15 protein-coding genes are annotated in these 18,736 nt (G+C 58.6%); 8 read left to right on the forward strand and 7 right to left on the reverse strand.

Features of this window, described 5'->3' with window-relative positions:
• The first annotated feature begins 28 nt into the window (after positions 1–28).
• Genes SIB83_RS06265 through SIB83_RS06275 form a run of 3 tightly spaced genes read left to right on the forward strand, consistent with a single transcriptional unit; the run spans position 29 to position 2,818 of the window.
• The gene (locus SIB83_RS06265; RefSeq protein WP_413747101.1) at positions 29–1,150 is read left to right on the forward strand and encodes an HlyD family secretion protein; all 1,122 of its coding nucleotides are present in this window, start codon (positions 29–31) and stop codon (positions 1,148–1,150) included.
• Positions 1,128–1,958, forward strand: a complete 831-nt coding sequence (locus SIB83_RS06270; RefSeq protein WP_413747102.1) for a glycosyltransferase family 2 protein — start codon at positions 1,128–1,130, stop codon at positions 1,956–1,958. Before SIB83_RS06265 ends, SIB83_RS06270 begins: the two co-directional genes overlap by 23 nt.
• Positions 1,937–2,818 (forward strand): glycosyltransferase family 2 protein, encoded by an 882-nt coding sequence (locus SIB83_RS06275; RefSeq protein WP_413747103.1) that lies wholly within the window; start codon positions 1,937–1,939, stop codon positions 2,816–2,818. The genes SIB83_RS06270 and SIB83_RS06275 overlap by 22 nt, the downstream gene beginning before the upstream one ends.
• Positions 2,819–2,933: 115 nt before the next feature.
• Here the strand turns inward: SIB83_RS06275 and hisS are convergent, their stop codons facing one another.
• Complete coding sequence (hisS, locus tag SIB83_RS06280) at positions 2,934–4,265, reverse strand: histidine--tRNA ligase (RefSeq protein ID WP_413747302.1); 1,332 nt, start codon at positions 4,263–4,265, stop codon at positions 2,934–2,936.
• 75 nt (positions 4,266–4,340) lie between these two features.
• Here hisS and galE point away from each other — a divergent pair, with 75 nt between their 5' ends.
• On the forward strand, positions 4,341–5,408 hold the full coding sequence (gene galE, locus SIB83_RS06285; protein ID WP_413747104.1) for a UDP-glucose 4-epimerase GalE: 1,068 nt from the start codon (positions 4,341–4,343) through the stop codon (positions 5,406–5,408).
• The gene (selD, locus tag SIB83_RS06290; protein ID WP_413747105.1) at positions 5,408–7,546 is read left to right on the forward strand and encodes a selenide, water dikinase SelD; all 2,139 of its coding nucleotides are present in this window, start codon (positions 5,408–5,410) and stop codon (positions 7,544–7,546) included. The genes galE and selD overlap by 1 nt, the downstream gene beginning before the upstream one ends.
• A 107-nt stretch (positions 7,547–7,653) precedes the next feature.
• Here the strand turns inward: selD and SIB83_RS06295 are convergent, their stop codons facing one another.
• The 3 genes from SIB83_RS06295 to SIB83_RS06305 all read right to left on the reverse strand — a co-directional run bounded on the left by SIB83_RS06295 (position 7,654) and on the right by SIB83_RS06305 (position 12,405).
• Positions 7,654–8,493: a sulfotransferase gene (locus SIB83_RS06295; protein WP_413747106.1), complete on the reverse strand. Its 840-nt coding sequence runs from the start codon at positions 8,491–8,493 to the stop codon at positions 7,654–7,656.
• Between the two features lie 304 nt (positions 8,494–8,797).
• A complete protein-coding gene (locus tag SIB83_RS06300) occupies positions 8,798–11,185 on the reverse strand; it encodes a UvrD-helicase domain-containing protein (RefSeq protein WP_413747107.1) in 2,388 nt (795 codons plus the stop codon).
• Complete coding sequence (locus SIB83_RS06305) at positions 11,182–12,405, reverse strand: O-antigen ligase family protein (protein WP_413747108.1); 1,224 nt, start codon at positions 12,403–12,405, stop codon at positions 11,182–11,184. Before SIB83_RS06305 ends, SIB83_RS06300 begins: the two co-directional genes overlap by 4 nt.
• Positions 12,406–12,462: 57 nt before the next feature.
• Between SIB83_RS06305 and SIB83_RS06310 the strand changes: the two genes are divergently transcribed.
• Positions 12,463–13,485 (forward strand): KpsF/GutQ family sugar-phosphate isomerase, encoded by a 1,023-nt coding sequence (locus tag SIB83_RS06310; RefSeq protein ID WP_413747109.1) that lies wholly within the window; start codon positions 12,463–12,465, stop codon positions 13,483–13,485.
• A 32-nt stretch (positions 13,486–13,517) separates the two neighbouring features.
• The gene (locus SIB83_RS06315) at positions 13,518–14,081 is read left to right on the forward strand and encodes a KdsC family phosphatase (protein ID WP_413747110.1); all 564 of its coding nucleotides are present in this window, start codon (positions 13,518–13,520) and stop codon (positions 14,079–14,081) included.
• A 13-nt stretch (positions 14,082–14,094) separates the two neighbouring features.
• On the opposite strand, the gene SIB83_RS06320 is transcribed toward SIB83_RS06315, so the two are convergent.
• The gene (locus SIB83_RS06320) at positions 14,095–15,342 is read right to left on the reverse strand and encodes a CCA tRNA nucleotidyltransferase (protein ID WP_413747111.1); all 1,248 of its coding nucleotides are present in this window, start codon (positions 15,340–15,342) and stop codon (positions 14,095–14,097) included.
• Positions 15,343–15,533: 191 nt separating this feature from the next.
• Here SIB83_RS06320 and SIB83_RS06325 point away from each other — a divergent pair, with 191 nt between their 5' ends.
• Positions 15,534–16,415 (forward strand): glycosyltransferase family 2 protein, encoded by an 882-nt coding sequence (locus SIB83_RS06325; protein WP_413747112.1) that lies wholly within the window; start codon positions 15,534–15,536, stop codon positions 16,413–16,415.
• Positions 16,416–16,439: 24 nt separating this feature from the next.
• On the opposite strand, the gene SIB83_RS06330 is transcribed toward SIB83_RS06325, so the two are convergent.
• Both SIB83_RS06330 and kdsB read right to left on the reverse strand, forming a co-directional pair.
• On the reverse strand, positions 16,440–17,900 hold the full coding sequence (locus SIB83_RS06330; RefSeq protein ID WP_413747113.1) for a hypothetical protein: 1,461 nt from the start codon (positions 17,898–17,900) through the stop codon (positions 16,440–16,442).
• Positions 17,901–17,906: 6 nt separating this feature from the next.
• Entirely contained in the window at positions 17,907–18,734 is an 828-nt protein-coding gene (gene kdsB / locus SIB83_RS06335) for a 3-deoxy-manno-octulosonate cytidylyltransferase (RefSeq protein WP_413404281.1), read from the reverse strand.
• Positions 18,735–18,736 lie beyond the last annotated feature (2 nt).

Genomic DNA, 18,736 nt, shown 5'->3' on the forward strand with positions numbered 1-18,736 from the left:
CCGATCTTTCCGCCTCAACCCTGCACCCATGGCTCGCTCAAAGTCCAACACCAGCTCTGCCCTGGCCCGTCGCCAGCAGACAAGGCCTGATGCGGAAGCACGCGAAGCCTTGCGTCTGGAAACACGCCCATCACCAGTGCTTCCTGCGGTGTTGGCTGGCAGCCTGTCGGTGCTGGTGCTTGGCCTGATCAGTTTTGCGGCATTGGTGAAGGTCGACCAGGTGGTCACCGTGCCTGGGAGGTTGGTCACGCTCAGAAGCACACAGGATCTCACCACCCCAGAGCGGGGGGTCGTGCGCGAGGTGCTCGTTCAAAGCGGCCAGCGGGTGGAGGCAGGCCAGGCCCTGGTGGTGCTTGACCCGCGCGTGCAACGCAGTGAAGTGGCGGAACTGCAGAGACAACTGGAGGCGGAGGTCAGCCGCCAGCGATCAGCGATGGCCCGGATACGCGAACGCATCCGTGGGCTGGAGCGCCAACTCGATCTTGACGAACAGTTGTTGGCTCCACTGCGGCGCTTGGCGGCAGAAGGAGGCAGCTCCCAGCTCCAGGTGATCGGGAAAGAGCGCCAGCTGGAGGCAACCCGTCGCGAGCTGGCGGTTGCCAGAGAAGAAGAACAGGTTCTCAATTTCGAATCGCAGCGAACCCAGTCGCAACTGCGAGCCGATCTGGTAGATGCCCGCTCCAAGCTTGACTTGGTCACCCTGCGAGCACCGGTATCCGGCACCGTGATCGACCTGAAGGCCCAGACAGGCCAGGTAGCCAACGGCAACGAACCTCTGCTCAAGCTGGTGCCCAATGATGAACTGCAGGCTCAGACCTTCGCCAGAGATTCAGACATCGGCTTCATCCGATCGGGACAAACCGCTGAAATTGCTTTCACCAGCTACGACAAAAGCGTTTACGGCACCATGCCGGCCAAGGTCAGCCTTGTGAGTCAGGACTCACTGCCTCCTGAGCCTCCCTACGACTATCCGCACTTTCAAGTCAATTTGGACCTCAGCGGACAGTCATTGAAGAAAAACGGCCAAAGTTTCGAATTGCAGCCAGGCATGGCCTTGGACGCTCAGATCAAACTGCAAAAACTGACGCCTCTGCAACTGTTTTTCAGTCGCCTTTCAAGAACAACCGATGCAGTCCGCAGCATGCGCTGACGTGTCCTGGGGCTTGAACAATCTGCGGGCGCTACTGGTGGTGATTGCCCACCACCCGCCAAAACAACATGTCGAGCGGCTGAAGACGTGCCTTGACCAACTGCCCGGCGATTTTGCCTACGCGGTTGTGATTAACAACCATTGCCCTGGCGAGGCCGCTGAAGATCTGCTGCCCGCAGCAGCCATGAGCATCATGCAGCGATCCAATCCTGGGTACGGGCGCAGCTTCAATCAGCTCTGGCAGCAATGGTGTGATCAACGCAATGAGCCTCCTCTGGTTGCGGTGCTCAACACCGACCTGTCCTGGGATCCCGAAAGCTTTGAGAGGTTCGCCACTTGGCTGGAAGAGCATCATGACATCACAGCAGCCACACCAGAGCTGCGTTTCCCCAATGGTCAGCGTCAGTTTCTCTGCAAACGCAATCCCACCCTGTTGGCCCTCGTCAGCCGTCGCTGCATCCCCCGCCGACTCAAGCCCAGACGTCTGCGCCGTTACGACAACTGGTACACGATGCGCGACAAGCCTTACTCCCAGGTGTTCGCCTCGAGCTATCTGAGCGGTTGTTGCCTGTGGATGCGCGGTTGGGCCGTGCAAGCCGTCGGAGGTTTTGATCCACGCTTTTTTCTCTACTTCGAAGACGCCGACATCACTCGCCGACTGGCCGCCCATGGTCCAACAGTGAATCTGCCGATCTGCACAGTGACCCATCACTGGGGGCGCGGGAGCTACAGCAACATCTGGCTCACCCTGGTGAACCTTCACAGCGCCTGGCTGTATTTCCGCAAGTGGGGACTGCAATGGTGGTGAATCTGGAGGTGGTTCTCGCCACCTTCAATGGAGATCTTTTCCTGGAAGAGCAGCTGCAAAGCCTGTGGCGACAGGAACTTCGCCCAGATCAGCTCATCGTTTTTGATGACGGCTCCACAGACTCCACCAGCAACATTCTTGAGCAGTGGCAGCAGCGTCACCCCGCCTGGATCAAGCGCTTGCCGCCTGCCAGTGAACGACTTGGACCCACCGCAGCATTCAACAGGCTGCTGCAGCAGAGCTCTGCCCCATACATCGCCCTTTGTGATCAGGATGATGTCTGGCACCCGGAACGGCTGGCCACGGGCCTGAACATTCTCAAGCAGGTGGAGGCAAGCCATCCCTTTGGATCACAGCAACCCTTGCTGCTCCATTCCGATGCTGAACTGATCAACTCCGAGGGCAGGCCACTCAATCGCACGCTGTGGGAATGGCATCACTACGGTGGCGAACTACCAGGGTTGATTGAGCTTGCTCAACACAACTCGGTCACCGGCTGCACAATCATCCTGAATCGAGCTTTGCTGCAACAGGCTCTGCCGATACCAGGTGATGCAGTGTTCCATGACCATTGGCTTGCGCTGGTCGCCCGGCACAAAGGGAAGATCCTCAGCTGCTCTCGGCCTTTGTTGGCACATCGGCGCCATCGCCACAACAGCAGCGGCAAACACCCAAATTGGAGAGGCAATGCAGGCCTTGCCCTTCAACGCTGGCAGGCAAAACATCAGCAATGGAAATGCTTCTGTGTTCGCTATCGACTACCTGCGCAGAAAAGCCTGTGCTGGTGGCCCAGGGCCGCAATCAATCCCATCATGAGAATCAATTTCCTGAGCAGGGCAAAATATATGCGCGGTCAATGAGCCCATACTTTGCTCATTGCAGACAAGGAATCAATCACCAATTAATCACACAGACACGCAGCAAAAAAACAAAAGTGATTTGCGCATTACAAGCATGCAATGCGCAAATCAAAGATCATTGTTGATCAAATTGTGTGGCAGTGGTGATGTCACTTTCGTCGCACGCAAGGATGTCGATCACCATTTGCCAGTCCGCCATCGCCAAACAACGCTCCTCACCCTTGTTATGAAGAGGTTTCAACAGAAACCTGGCCTCAGCAGCCTCCTCATCGCCAATCACCGCAGCCCATCTGGCACCACAGCGATCCGCACGCTTGAACTGCTTGCCAAACGCAGAACCTGAGCCGTCAAGCTCAATGCACACACCAGCAGCCCGCAACTGCCGTGCCAACACCAGAGCAACAGCCTCGGCCTGTTCGCCGCGGTTCACCAGATAAACATCAGGAGCACGGGTAGCCGCAAGACATGCAGCTGCCCCCTCTGGATCAGCTGCTGCCGCGGCTTCAAGCACCAGCAACAGCCGTTCCATCCCCAGTGCCCAACCCACCGCTGGTGTGGCAGGGCCACCCAGCTGTTGCACCAAACCGTCGTAGCGACCACCACCACAAACCGTGGCCTGAGCTCCGAGCTGATCACTGGTGATCTCAAAAGCGGTGTGGCCGTAGTAATCGAGCCCTCTCACCAAACGGGTATTCAGCCGAAACGGAATCTCCATTTGAGCCAGATAGGCCTGCACTGCCTGGAATCGTTGAGAGCTCTCTTCACTGAGAGCGTCCAGCAATGTAGGAGCCTCCGCGAGCAGCTGCTGCGTGGCAGGGTTCTTGCTGTCGAGAATGCGCAGAGGATTGGTGGTCAATCGCTGCTGAGAATCAGGATCCAACCGATCAGCGCGGGCCTGGAGCCAGGCCACAAGCTCGGCGCGATAACGCTGACGATCGTCAATGGTGCCAAGGCTGTTGATCTGAAGTTCAAGACCAGAGACTCCCAGATCACGGAGCAAATCCCAGGCAAGGGCGATCACTTCAGCGTCACTCCGAGCTGAGCCAACTCCCAGCCACTCAACGCCAATCTGATGGAACTGCCGCTGACGGCCAGCCTGCGGCCGCTCATACCGGAACATCGGTCCGCAGTACCAGAGTTTCTGGGAGCCCTGGCTCAGCAATCCGTGCTGCACCACTGAGCGCACGACTGAAGCTGTCCCCTCTGGACGCAACGTGCAAGAGCGATCTCCGCGATCCCGGAAGCTGTACATCTCCTTACCCACCACATCAGTGCCTTCACCGATGCCGCGGGCAAACAGATCCGTGACCTCCAACAGAGGTGTACGGATCTCCTCGATCCCAGCGCAACGGAAATGAGTCCTGGCCACGGCCTCCACCGCTTGCCAGCGACGTGTCTGAACAGGCAGCAGATCCACCATGCCGCGCAGGCTCTGCAGCTGACTCACACCATCCTCACCAGGGCCATTCATTCTGCCCTTGCAAAGACAGTCAGACTCGAGGTTCTGACATAGGTTCTGGAAATGACTCAGATCCTGATCACCGGAGGCGCGGGCTTCATAGGCAGTCACACCTGTTTGGTGTTGCTGCAGGAGGGGCACAACCTGATTGTGCTGGACAACCTGAGCAACAGTTCACCGGTTGCTCTTGAGAGGGTGGCCACACTGGCTGGGTTGTCATCCTCTGCAGATGACCGCGAAGGGCGACTGCAACTGATCAGGGGCGACATCCGTGACAGGGCCTGCCTCGACCAGATCTTCAGTCAAGCCAAAACGATCGGCCAACCACTCCAGGCCGTGATTCACTTCGCCGGGCTGAAGGCCGTTGGCGAATCAGTGCGCGAACCTCTCCGCTACTGGGACGTGAATCTGACTGGCAGCCGATGTCTGCTGGCGGCCATGAACGACCACGACTGCCGCACCCTGGTGTTCAGCAGCAGTGCCACGCTGTATGGCTACCCGAACAGCGTGCCCATCCCCGAATCAGCAGCTGTTCAGCCGATCAACCCCTACGGCCACTCCAAAGCGGCGGTTGAAAGGATGCTGCAAGACCTTGCCGCCAGCTCTCCCAATCAATGGAGCATTGCTTGTCTGCGTTACTTCAATCCTGTGGGCGCTCACCCCAGCGGCGCAATCGGGGAAGACCCGATGGGCATCCCCAACAACCTGTTCCCTTTTGTGTGTCAGGTGGCCATCGGGCGGCGTGAATTAATGCAGGTTTTCGGCGGCGACTGGCCCACCAGCGACGGCACCGGTGTCCGCGATTACATCCATGTGATGGATCTGGCGGACGGCCATCGTGCTGCTCTCGACTGCCTGCTTGCTGAACCGGCTCAGCTGCTCACCCTCAATCTGGGCAGCGGCCAGGGAGCCTCGGTGCTGGAGGTGATCAGGGCCTTTGAACGAGCCAGCGGCCGCGAGGTGCCCTACGAGATCGTGGCTCGCCGCGAGGGAGATGCCGCTGCCACCGTTGCCGATCCCGCCCTGGCACTTGAACGGCTCGGCTGGCGAACCCAACGCTCCCTCGACGACATCTGCCGAGACGGCTGGGCCTGGCAGTCGGCCAATCCATCCGGCTACGGCGCCCCCTGATGAGCGGTCTTGTGCTGGCCGGTGGTGGACACAGCCATGCGCTGACCCTGCGCCGCTGGGCCATGCAGCCGGACCACCGCCCCAGCGAGCTGATCACCCTGGTGAACCGCACAAGCACAGCCCTCTACTCAGGCATGGTGCCGGGCCTGATCGCGGGGATCTATCAACGGGACCAGGTGGCCGTTGACCTGCGCAAACTGGCCGACCAAGCCTGCGTGGCACTCGTTGTGGCCGACATCACCGGCCTGGACCTGCAGAACCGTGAGCTGCAACTTGCTGAGCGGCCAGCACTGAACTACGAGCACCTCAGCCTCAACCTGGGTGCAGAAACCTCAAGCAGCCCCGCGGCGAATTCCGAACTGGTGCCCATCAAACCGCTGGAGCCGGCACTCGCCTTTCTGAGCCGCCAGGACCAGCTGATGGTTGACCGAGACTTTGCCACCTCAGCGTTTCAGATCGTCGGCAGCGGTCTGGCCGCGGTGGAAACGGCCCTGGCCCTCAGGCAGCGCTGGCCCACTCGGCCTCTTGTGCTGCGGATCCGCCCCGAACACCTGAAACAGGGGTTGCGACATGTCCTGCGCAAGGCGGACATCCAGATCGTTGAAGCGGGCGCACCGAGTGGCTCCAAGGAGCTCCAAGCGACTCCTGGACTTCTCTGCACCGGTAGTCGAGCTCCGCACTGGCTTACAGAGAGTGACCTGCCCTGCTGCTCAAACAGTGGCCGCATCCGCACGGAAACAAGCCTTCAGGTCATCCAGAACCCTGGAATCTTTGCGGCCGGCGACTGCGCGGTGATCGATGCACATCCGCGTGCACCCTCCGGTGTCTGGGCTGTGCGAGCAGCGAAACCACTGGCCCGCAACCTGGAGGCCGCCTGCGCAGGTCAACCCCTGCAGAGCTGGCGCCCGCAACGCCAGGCCCTGCAGCTGCTGGGAGGATTCCACAACGGTCTACCAACAGCCTGGGCTCTGCGGGGCTCACGCCTGGTTGGCCCTCATCCGCTGATCTGGCGCTGGAAGCAAGCCATCGATTTGCGCTTCATGGCCAGGTTCGAGCCCCAGCAGGCCATGGATCCAAACGAAACCATGGCCTGCCGGGGCTGTGCCGCCAAATTGCCAGCCGGAACACTTGAAAGTGCCCTCTCTCAGGCAGGCATCGCAGCGCTGGGAACAGACCCAGAGGATGCCGCCGTCCTGCCTTTGAAAACCACCAGGGCCTTCGCTCCAGTGCTGCAAAGCGTGGATGGTTTTCCAGCCCTTGTCAGTGACCCCTGGCTGAACGGTCAACTGACTGCCCTGCATGCCTGCTCCGACCTCTGGGCCTGCGGCGCCCGTGTTCTGTCTGCCCAGGCCGTTGTCACCTTGCCCGAGGCCAATGACTCAACCCAGCAGACCCTGCTGGCGCAGACACTGGCTGGGATCCGTTCCGCCCTGAATGAGCAGGGCGCCGAGCTGATCGGTGGACACACCCTGGAAGCCCGAGATGGTCTCGCCCAGCCGCCGCTCAGCCGGGCTGTGCAGGTGACGCTCAGCGTCAGCGGACAGCCTGATTCAGCCTTCTGGCCCAAAACGGGACTTCAGGAAGGAGACCGGCTACTGCTCAGTCGACCACTGGGAACAGGAGTGCTGTTTGCCGCGGCCATGACCGGTACTGCCCCGGTCTCTGCATTGGACACTGCTCTCAAACAGATGGGCACAAGCCAGCATTGTGTGCTGGAGGAACTTCTGGATCTGCAACGCGAACATCCAGATGCCATCCATGCAGCAACGGACATCACAGGCTTTGGGCTGCTGGGCCACCTTGGCGAAATGCTGCGCGATCCTGGCCTGAAGTTGGTGCTCGATGGCCCCCAGATCCCTGCGCTGCCAGGTGCTCTCTCCCTGCTGCAAAAGGGCTATGTGAGCAGCCTGGCCCCATCCAACCGACGGGCCTGGAGCTTGTTGGATGCGGGCTCATTGCAACTTCAACTGAATGACATCGACCCAGGCAGCAAAGAGCATCACGCCCTGCTCGAGCTGCTGGTCGATCCGCAGACCTGTGGACCACTGCTGATCAGCGTTTCGACCAGAATCGCCCACAAACTGACCTGCCAATCCCACAGCGCCTGGACGGAAATCGGAAACGTGCGCAAGAGCTGAAACAGCCGACGTCGGATAACAACAGTTGAATATTCACTTTGATGACCAAACCAACTCGAACCGATATCACTTCAGAAGTTATTGAAACTGATCGAATTTAGTTGAAATCAGGAAGCAACCTTGGCGGGCTTCAACCATGGCCGAAAGACTTTAAAAAGCTTGTAACTTCTCAAGCGCACGGGCAGTGTTTGAATGAAAATTCTGATTTTGAGTCGCAGACTCAACTCGCGGCGCCAGGACCGGTCCAAATGAATCGCATCCGATGATTCGCGCCGCATTCTGTTACCGCCCACATCTCTGATCACTGAACTTCGCCAACTCAACTGCGACTCTTCGAAACAGAGTCCAACATCCTGCATTACCCGAGACATTTCTTGGCGAGGATTCCGCGCCAGACGCTCATAATAAACAAGCGAATGTCGAGTACCAATTAGGGATCGGCGTAAGTTAAAAAAATATTTGTTGTAGTTGAAGATTGGATCACAAAGATCCTTACTTTTACGGCGGGCACTGTTCAACGTTCCGAAAGGACCGCGATGCAGCCAAACAGGAACCAAATCAAAATTAGCACCACAAGATACTGCCCTTAGCAATCCCTTTAGGCGCAGCAAATTCTTAGAAGAATCCACAATAAACGAGCATCCACTCACCGATACCAGCGCTGAATACAGCGCCTGATTGTCACGAATGAATTTCCGCTCATCATTACAATCTCTCAAGGCCAATTCATGCAAGTCAAGTCCAATTGATTCGTGAACAGAGGCGGCCACCTTGCTCCAGAACGGGCAATCGCCTGGCTTCAATCCATGACACGTGCACGTTTGATGCTGAAGCAACTTTTTCAGCTCACCAACACTAACCACCTGACTATGAGCATTCATCAATAATGCCAAAAGCGTCGAACCACTGTGCGGACGACTGGCTATATAAATAACTGTCGGCTTCAAACGAATCACATTCGATAGTTACACCATACCGCAAGCATCAACAATCACAGTGAAGCGAGGGGTCACATCACCAACAACCAGAACTGATAACCGCCTCAGAGTCCACCCATTGCATTCAAAAGCTACTCAACAACAACGAAATAATGACTCTTTGAGTTCAGAGTCAACGAACAAACAACAACTCCAATTCCATCGACAACGTTGTCGCGATGGCACTGATCAAGCGGAACCTGATCATGCGCAGCAACATTAAAAAAGAGCTGATCAAAAAACCCTCCACGGCTGATGATGGTCTGACCAGCACTCAGACGGGTTCGATCGGTGCCAGGCGCGGATCAAGGATCTTGGGCCCCATGCCGGCAAATTTGACAGCGATCGACACTTTCTCGCCGCTCCCGAAGGTGTGGGTCACTTCACCTTCCCCGAAGCTGCTGTGCACAACCCTGTCGCCCACACTCCAGCTCTTGCCTGGAGCAGGGCCCGCCTGACGGCGGCGTACGGCGTTCGCCGGGGCACTCTTTTCGCTGGGCGTGCCGCGATCCACACGGGTAAGCCGATCGAGCCGCTGCTCTCTTCGGATCGCTGCACCACCGGAACGGGGGATCTCACCCTGTACAAGAGCCTCGGGCAGCTCAGAGAGGAACACACTGGGCACAGCTGGTTCACGCATCCCACCCCAGAGGCGGCGCTCACTGGCATGGGAAAGAAACAGCCGCTCTTTGGCCCTGGTGATGCCGACATAACAAAGGCGTCGCTCCTCTTCCAGAGAGGCCGGATCGTCCAGTGATCGATAGCTGGGGAAGAGCCCCTGCTCCATGCCCACCAGGCAAACCACTGGGAATTCCAGACCCTTGCTGCTGTGCAGTGTCATCAAGGTCACTCGATCAGCGGCCGTGTCCTTGCTGTCGGCGTCGCTGGCCAGGGCAGCCGAAGCGAGGAAACCCTCGAGATCGCCTTCATCATTCTCTTCCTGATACTGCAGACCCGCATTGACCAGCTCCTGCAGATTGCGCCGGCGTTCCTCCGCTTCATCGGTGCCCTCGGTGATCAGCTCGCTCACGTAGCCGCTCTGCTCCATCACCTGCTGGATCAGCTCCGAGGGCGAGGTGTTGTGAAGGCGTTCACGCAAACCATTGATCAGTTCACAGAACTGCAACAGCCCCCTGGCGGATCGCCCCCCCAGAGAACGAACGGCTTCAGGGTCACTCACCACATCCCAGAGCGGAATTCCCAGCTGATTGGCCGCATCCGTGAGCCGCTGGATGGTGGTCTTGCCGATGCCTCGCTTGGGCACGTTGATCACACGCAGCAGGCTGACGGTGTCAGCCGGATTGATCATCAGACGCAGATAGCCGAGCACATCCTTGATCTCGCGACGGTCGTAGAAGCGCAGACCACCGACCACCACGTAAGGGATACGCCAACGCACGAGCGATTCCTCCAGCGCCCGTGACTGGGCGTTGGTGCGGTACAGACAGGCCATATCCCCCCAGCTCAGTTCGGGGTTGGCGGCCTCCATCGTGCGCAGCCGATGCACCACAGCTTCGGCCTCGGCGATTTCGTCATCGCAGCGGGTGAGCGAAATCAGCTCCCCTTCACCGCGGGTGGGGCGCAGCACCTTGTCGATACGCTCACTGTTGTTGGAGATGAGGGCGTTAGCTGCCTCCAGAATCGTTGCGGTGGAGCGATAGTTCTCCTCAAGCTTCACCATCGTGCGCGTGGCTTCATCCGGCGCCTGATCACCGAAGTCGTCCTGAAAGCCCATCAGAATCGTGAAGTCAGCAGCGCGAAAGCTGTAGATGCTCTGGTCGGCATCTCCCACCACGAAAACGGAACGCCCCGACCAGTTGTCGTAAACCTGGGGCTCCTTGCCATCGGTCACCAGCAGCTTGATCAGGTCGTACTGCGTGCGGTTGGTGTCCTGATATTCATCAACCAGCACGTGAGCGAAGCGGCGATGCCAGTAACTGCGCACCTGCTCGTTCTGCTGCAGCAACTGCACCGGCAGCAGCAACAGATCATCAAAGTCGAGAGCGTTGTTGGCCGCCAAGGCCTTGCGGTAGCGGCGGTACACATCCGCTGCGAGCTTGCCCCGCTGACCCTCGGAATTGGCCTCCATCTGATCCGGCAGCCAGCCCTGGTTCTTGGCATTGCTGATCGCCCAGCGCACCTTCTTGGGCTCAAAACGCTTGGGATCGAGCTGCAGCTCCTGGGTGACGATCTCCTTGACGAGACTCTGGGCATCGGCCTCGTCATAAATGGAGAACTGCTTCGTCCAGGTCAGTCCCTCTTTGTCCTTGAATTTGTCGATGTCATAGCGCAGCATGCGCGCGAACAGGGCGTGGAACGTGCCGATCCACAGTTCCTTGGTCACCTCGCGATAGATGCGTGAGCGCAGCTGCCGCTGTTCCACAGGAGGCAACGTGCTCCAGGGCTGTCCGAACTGACTCTGCGCCAGACGCTGAGCCAGCAACAGCTCAAGACGCTCCTTCATCTCGCGAGCCGCCTTGTTGGTGAAGGTCACGGCAAGGATCTGGGATGGATCAGCGCCGTGTTCACCAATCAGGTGAGCAATGCGATGGGTGAGAGCCCTTGTCTTACCGCTGCCTGCTCCTGCGACCACCAGCAGCGGGCCTTCATGGTGATCCACCGCCCGGCGCTGGGCGTCGTTGAGGCCGGCGAGAAAACTCATGGGCTGATGGTACGGGAGTTCTCCTGTGATGGCGCCGAGGAAACCTGTGGAACCGCACAGGCAATGGCCAGCAGGTAACCACTGACCACCTGCTGCAGGGACGTTTTCAGCAGCGTGGACTCCACCAGAGAGGCAGACAGGATGAACAGCGCGCAGGCCAGGCCTGTCAGGCAGAGCGGTGCGGCATCACCGGAAAGCCCGATGAACAGCCGTTGAAAGATCAGAGCCAGAGCGATCGCCATCAGCACAAAGGTGACCAGGCCCTGGTCCGCCAACGCCTGCACGAAGACGTTGTGGGCATGGGGAATTCCAGTGGTTTTTTCGGGAAGAAACACCCTGCTGGCGCAGTGATCAGAGACCCGGTCATACCCCTGGCCCGATACCAGGTCGGGGAATGAGCGCAGGGCCTGACTCACAAAACAGCGAGCCACCTCTGCGCGTCCAACATCGCTTGGATCAGCTGCAGCAACAGGGCTGGAGGGCCAATACAGCGTCAGGTTGAACAGCAAAGAAAGCAGCAGCAGGGAAGCCGCCAGGAACCGAGCTCTGCGTGCCACCCACTGACGATGACGCCAGCACACCTCCACGACAACGACTGCTGCAAGCGGGAAAAACAGTGCCGCCCGGGATCCCGAGCCGCAGACCAGCACGTAGCTCAGGCAGCCGAGGACTGCGGCAAGAATGGATCTCCAGGGACGTTGCTCAGTACGCCAGAGCCCGTAGCCCACCAGTGAGAACAGGCCATAGAGGTAGGCCGAACGATTAATGGTGATCTTCTGAATCCGAACCGCTCCCTGGGGCAAGGCATCTCGGAGGGCCGTCCAGGGAATCGCATCCAGGTTGCCGTTGAAGCGGGAGAACTCCACAAATGGCAACGAGACGATCACCGTTGCCAGCACCACCCAAAGCGCAATCCGCCATTGATCCCTGGTTTGCTGAAGACCGGCCGCGAACGCCAGCAACACCAGCAGCAGATCTGTGGGCGCGGATCCGCTGACGGGATGAAGCACCGCACTGAGGATGACGGCGAGCACGCCGATCAACACCCCATAGACCGGTTGGGAGGGCAGCCATCGCAGAAACTTGAGGCCAAGCCAGACCGCCAGAATCCAGACCATCCCAGCTGGATTACCGCTGCGCTCCCAGAGCAGGCCCGAGAGCGAGAGCGGCAGCAGCAGATCCAGCCAGGGAGACTTCAGGTAGGTGAGCAACCCTGCCAAAAAACAACTTTGAAATGCTCCCCAGCCTGCCAGAACCAGACGGGATGAACATTTGGCATGAACGAGAATTCCACTAGTTGCGATTCCTCCAGCGTGTCTGCACTCACTCGCTGCCTGCAGGAGGAAGCGGCCGCCATTGCAACGGCAGCGGAAAGACTTCGCAGCGATCAGGTGGAGGGAGCCCTCAGCCTGCTTGCACGCTGTGCAGATAGAAAAGCCAAGCTCGTGATCACAGGAGTGGGCAAAAGCGGCATCGTGGCACGCAAGATTGCCGCCACCTTCTCGTCCATCGGGCTGATGGCCCTGTTCCTGAACCCGCTGGATGCTCTGCATGGAGACCTCGGGGTTGTGGCCCCCGATGACGTGTGCCTGCTTCTCTCCAACAGCGGCGAAACCAGCGAACTGTTGGCCATCCTTCCCCACCTGACACGCCGCGGTACAGCGCGTATCGCGCTGGTTGGCCGCGCCGATTCCTCGCTCGCTCTCGGCAGCGACGTGGTGCTCGAAGCCTCCGTTGACAGGGAAGTGTGCCCCCTCAACCTGGCGCCCACAGCCAGCACCGCCGTGGCCATGGCCATTGGTGATGCGCTGGCAGCCGTCTGGATGGAACGGCGGGGCATCTCGCCTGCCGATTTCGCCCTGAACCACCCCGCCGGCTCACTCGGCAAGCAGCTGACGATGACCGTGGCTGATCTGATGATCCCGTCAGCCAACCTGAAACCAATCCAGCCGCACACACCCCTGCCGGAGGTGATCAGCACACTCACCCAGGGCGCCATTGGCAGCAGCTGGGTGGAAAACCCTGCCATTCCAGGTCACCTCATCGGTCTGATCACCGACGGCGACCTGCGCCGGGCACTGCGCGATCACGGTTCCGAACGCTGGCCGACACTGACCGCTGAAGAGTTGATGACGCCTGACCCGATCACCATCGATGCGGATCTGCTGGCGGTCGAAGCGATCCAACGCATGGAGCACAACCGGCGCAAGCCGATCTCCGTGCTGCCGGTGGTGGATGCCAGCGGGCAACTGAGTGGTCTGCTGCGCCTGCATGACCTGGTCCAGGCCGGACTGGCCTGAACGAAGAACCTTTCAGGAAAGGACCCATCAGGATGCAACGACTACTGCGTGAATGGCACTGGCAACGGTTGAAGAGACCACTTGCGGAACTGCGGCTGCTGGTACTGGATGTGGATGGTGTGCTGACAGATGGGGGGCTCTGGTTTGATCCGGAAGGCCGACTGCAGAAGCGCTTCGATGTTCGCGATGGTCTCGGCCTGAGGCTGTTGCAGCAGGCGGGGATCCAGCTTGCTTTTCTCAGCGGTGGACGTGGCGGTGCCACTGAAGTGCGGGCACACCAGCTGGGTATCGAGCACTGCCTGGTGGGCATCAAAGACAAACCACCTGCCCTGACAGACCTGCAGGAGCAACTGGGAGTCACGGCACAGCACACCTGTTACCTGGGCGATGACCTCAATGATCTGGCTGTGCGCAGCAGCGTTGGACTGCTGCTCGCACCGCTTGACGCCTGTCGACCACTGCGCCGGCAAGCGGATGCCGTACTGAATCATCAAGGTGGCCATGGCGCCGTGCGCGAACTGGCCGAGCGGATCCTGAAGGCCCGCGGGGACTGGAGAGAACTCGAGCAGAAGGGCTGGCGGGACCGCAACGACTGAGCCCCTCCCAGCTTCAGCGCATCTGCTGGAGTTGCTGTTCCCGCAGTCTTCGAAGCGTGTCGCCAAGCTCGGGGCCTGGGCGCATGCCCTGAGCCATGAGCTCTTTGGCACAAACCGGTGACGACACATACCGCCAGCGCCCCCACCAGCGCAACAGCGGTCGCCGGAAGGGGGCGTTGTCAAGCACTGCGAGAGCCACGACCTCAGGAGACCAGCGCTTCTCCTCCAGTTGCTGCGTCCATTCCAAAGCTCCCCAACAACTCCAGTCCTGCTGTTTGAGCTCGAGCAGCAGCCACCGACGCAGGTCGATCAACCCCTCAAGCCAGATCTGCTGCTGTCTGGGAATCTGCAATCGCGCAGCCAATGGCAACGGATCCATCGCTGCAGCCACCAAAACCAGCAGGGCTGGTAATCCCAGACGTGCGCCCTGACCCAGCCGCCGAGCGAGGCGAGGTTCCCTTTGCAGCCCTTCATCCAGCAAAGGCAAGGCTGACCATTGCTGCAGAAGCTGCAGCGCGTCATGCCATGGCTCTCGATCCAGCAGGAGCTCCAGCTCCATGCGCAGCCGGGTTCCCAGGGCCGGAGGGACCGCATCCAGCGGATCTCCCGGCCGCCACAACCAGGGCCAGACAATCAGTGTTGCCTGAATCTGCGCGAGAGCATCAGGCGCCAGAACAAAACCCAGTCGTGCGCAGTAGCGGGCACCGCGAACAATGCGTGTGGGGTCATCCGCCACGCTGTTCTCATGCAGGAAGACCAGTTGACGCTTTGCCAGATGGTCCTGACCACCGTAGGGATCACACAGCTGATGGGATCCGTCTGCCCCAAGCAGCAAAGCCATGGCATTCACCGTGAAGTCACGGCGAGCGAGATCCTGCTCCAAGCAGCCGGGCTGAACCAACGGGTTCTCACCAGGTGCGGGGTAGATCTCCGTGCGGGCACGGGCCACATCGAGCAGCACTCCATCAAGCACCAGGTCCGCAGTGCCGAACTGCTCATGAAGATGCACCTCCAAGACACGCTCACTGCCGTAATGCTCCTGAACACACTCAACAAAAGCGGCACAGGAGCCTTCCAGTAGAAAATCGAGATCCGGGAGATCACGCCAGGGATCACGATGCAGCTGATGAAGCATGGCGTCGCGAACAGCACCACCCACCAGTGCCAGCCGACTGCTGCCCGCACTTTTTGCCTGCTTCACCAATGCAGCGATGAACGACGCGGGAACTCCAGGGAGGGAGATGCGGAGATCGTCCTTCATGCCGCCCCGGCCTCAATCGCCGCAATGCACCTCAGAATGATCACGCAAAATCAGCATGCGGCACAACCGGGGCCGCAGCGATCGAGTTTGCCAACGCAAGCAACACTGGCCACTGACAACGAGGGCAGGCAGAAAGATCTTGAAAAGATGAAAGGATCATCAATTAGGGTGTGATCGAGAAAAGAGAAGCAATGAAGACATCAATAATTATTCCCTGCTACAACGAAAAACACGCCATTCGCGACACAATTGAATGGATTTTGTCGGTGATTCGTGATTCAAAACTGAAGAATGTGGAGATCATTGCCGTGAACGATGGATCCACAGATGGATGCGAACAAGTTCTCAACGCTCTCACCAAAGAACACCACTCGGACGATTTACTGGTGGTCCATCACAAGCGCAACCAGGGATACGGAGCTGCTCTGAAAACTGGAATACGACGAAGCCAGAGCGATTACATCTGCATCACTGACGCTGACGGGACCTACCCGAATGACCGCATTCCTGATCTGATTGAGCAGATCAGCAGCAAGGACCTCGACATGGTGGTTGGAGCTCGAATCGGACCCAAAGTTGAATACTCCAAGATCCGCTCCATCCCCAAGATGATCCTGGTGCCCTGGGTGTCGTTTCTCTGCGGCACAGAAGTCCCTGATATGAATTCGGGTCTGCGGATCTTCAGACGCGATCGATCACTCGATTTTCTCAAACTGCTTCCCGATGGTTTCAGCTTTACGACCACCATCACCATCTGCCTGCTGCGCAATCGCTACGCCGTTGAATTCACACCGATCAGCTACGCCAGACGAATCGGCAAAAGCCACATCAAACCAATCCAAGACACGCTGCGCTTCACTCAGCTGATTCTGCGCACCGGCATGTATTTCGCGCCGCTGCGCCTCCTATCTCCGCTGATCGTTGCCCTGGCAACACTCTTCAGCATCAGCAGCCTCTACGACTTGACGATCCTCAACAACCTCACCGACAAGACCGTGCTTCTGGGATTCGCAAGCCTGAATGTGTTCATGTTTGCGCTGCTGGCCGACATGATCGATAAACGATCCCGTTAACGCTGCTCTCAAACAACAGAGCTCTCAGATCAACCTGACAGGAGGCATTGCGGCGGAGGGAAGTCGGCTGAAAAGTCTTGCGCCGAGATCGACCGCAACCATGGTTAAACAAACGATTGCAGCTGGGATCAAAGGCATTGAATATCGCGGCAGGAAATGACTGAATAGGCTGTAAAAAGCAAAGAACGAGAGCGGCACAATCGAGACAAAGAGCCAGGAGAGTCTTCGCTCAAGCAATGCCAGAGCAGGGGCCAGAAGCAGAGACCCGTAAGCCGCAATATTCAACACAATGCTCGGCCATTTTTTCGCTCGAAATCCCCAGATCCCCCTCCAACCAAGAGGAACACTTGTGACCAGAGCATTCAACGGCCGCTCTTGAAAACGTCTTAGAGCCATGGATTTTTTCTGATCACCATCAAGAGACAACGACCACGGTATGGCCCTCTTTCCGCGTTGATAAAAAGAAAGAACATCAGCGAACCTGCCCTCCTCGAGGGCCAGTCGATCACAGTCGAGTTTTCGATTGAACACTGCAAGCCTGCCTTCACAAGAAAAATCGTCACTGGAAAGCTTCATCCAAGGGCCCAGAAGATCACGGCGTACAGCGATCGGGGCATAGACATAAAAAGCGTCGACAAACTGGCTGCCGGTCATTTCATTGAACACCGATCGAATCATCAACACATCGCCTCCACCCTCAGCAATCACAGGCTTGGAAAAATGGATCTGATTCCGAACCAACCAAGGCATGACAGCCAGTGCGAATCCAAATGACACAGCAAGCAGCGATATCCAGAACTTTCGACTGATTCCAGAGAGTGCCAGAGCAATGAGCGGAAGCAGGGCCAGTGCCACATAGGCTCCCGTCGCCTTCGTGAGAGCCAGCAGTCCAAACACCACTCCCGACACCAGCAACCAGAGCCACGACCGCGTACGGGCAGCCAGCAGCAGCATGGCGCTGAGCCAGACCAGAATCATGCCGGCAATCAACTCGGTGTTCATGACATCGATCGTCTTCAATACGAAAAAGTGATTGACGATCAAGATCTGAAGTCCAGCCAACCCATGCGCAGCCAGCAAGGGTGAAAAAACCAGCGCTGCTATCAGCCACAAGCCAAAAAACAGTGCAGCAGCCCAGACAAGGTTGATCTGCTTGACAACGAGAAGGAAGGCATCGCTGAATGGCTGATTGGCCTGATCCAGGAGACCAGGGGAGAGCACATTCGCAACCCTCAGGTACAAGGCCAGCAGAACGTTCGGGACAGGCTCACGCCGAAAACCCGGCACCACGTCCGGCGAAATCGGCAAGCTGCTGTAAGTCCCGTATCGAGCAAAGTTGATGCTTGAACGAACATTCTGAGTTGCATCATCACCAAGACCATCAGGACTGATCACATCAAAATCCTGGACCAACAACCAGACAATCAAAAGCCCTACAGCCGCTGCTGTGATGGTGGTCAGACGTCGGATGAAGGTTGCTGACATGCCGCTCTAGACGGAACAGCCAGCAAGTCGCCGTGCCTGTTCCAGCTGCTCGGGCGTATCCACCGACAGAGACGTTCCTTCCACAATAAAGGTGGCAACCGTATGGCCCGCCTCAATCAACCGCAACTGCTCCAGCCGTTCCAGATCCTCCAGCGGTGAAGCAGGCAACTGATCCCAGCCCGCGAGCACATCTCCGCGAAAGCCATACATGCCCACATGGCCCCAGAAAGACGCGTGCTGATGCCAGTCCGCCGGATCGACATCGCGCACATGGGGCACAGCTGAGCGCGAAAAATAAAGGGCCCGACCGTCATGGGCCAGCAGCGTCTTCACCACCGCCGGATTGTGGATTGTGGACGCGGCGAGTCGATACACAGGTGTCACGACAGCCGGCACCGGATCACGCTTGCCGAACTCCTGCACCATCTGCGTCACCACAGCGGAATCGAGGAACGGCTGATCTCCCTGCACATTGATCACTGCAGTGCTCGACAGCCGTTGCTGACGCTGAGCCGAATCCCATTCAGAAGCCTGTTCCCCCCAGGCCAAAGCCACCAGTTGATCCGACACGGAGGCGATGCGCTCACTGCCGGAACTGCAGGTCTCTGCCGTCATCAACACGGGAAAGCCCCAGGCCGACGCCAGATCATGCAATCGCTGACTGTCGGTACACAGCACCACAGAGGAGGGACCTTGCGCCTGCGCACAACGGTCCAGCACACGCTGGATCATCGGCTGTCCGCCGATGTCAGCCAGAACCTTGTCGGGCAGGCGCGATGAAGCCAATCGAGCTGGCACTGCCACAACTGAACGCTGAATGGTTGAAGGCCGCATCA

Source organism: Synechococcus sp. MIT S9507 (assembly GCF_047304715.1).
Taxonomy (GTDB): Bacteria; Cyanobacteriota; Cyanobacteriia; order PCC-6307; family Cyanobiaceae; genus Synechococcus_C.

Coding starts and splice junctions, on each gene's coding strand:
- SIB83_RS06320 (WP_413747111.1), bottom strand. CDS start 15,342: ATGAAGGACGATCTCCGCATCTCCCTCCCTGGAGTTCCCGCGTCGTTC.
- SIB83_RS06325 (WP_413747112.1), top strand. CDS start 15,534: ATGAAGACATCAATAATTATTCCCTGCTACAACGAAAAACACGCCATT.
- SIB83_RS06330 (WP_413747113.1), bottom strand. CDS start 17,900: ATGTCAGCAACCTTCATCCGACGTCTGACCACCATCACAGCAGCGGCT.
- SIB83_RS06315 (WP_413747110.1), top strand. CDS start 13,518: ATGCAACGACTACTGCGTGAATGGCACTGGCAACGGTTGAAGAGACCA.
- SIB83_RS06310 (WP_413747109.1), top strand. CDS start 12,463: ATGAACGAGAATTCCACTAGTTGCGATTCCTCCAGCGTGTCTGCACTC.
- SIB83_RS06265 (WP_413747101.1), top strand. CDS start 29: ATGGCTCGCTCAAAGTCCAACACCAGCTCTGCCCTGGCCCGTCGCCAG.
- selD (WP_413747105.1), top strand. CDS start 5,408: ATGAGCGGTCTTGTGCTGGCCGGTGGTGGACACAGCCATGCGCTGACC.
- kdsB (WP_413404281.1), bottom strand. CDS start 18,734: ATGCGGCCTTCAACCATTCAGCGTTCAGTTGTGGCAGTGCCAGCTCGA.
- SIB83_RS06270 (WP_413747102.1), top strand. CDS start 1,128: ATGCAGTCCGCAGCATGCGCTGACGTGTCCTGGGGCTTGAACAATCTG.
- SIB83_RS06300 (WP_413747107.1), bottom strand. CDS start 11,185: ATGAGTTTTCTCGCCGGCCTCAACGACGCCCAGCGCCGGGCGGTGGAT.
- galE (WP_413747104.1), top strand. CDS start 4,341: ATGACTCAGATCCTGATCACCGGAGGCGCGGGCTTCATAGGCAGTCAC.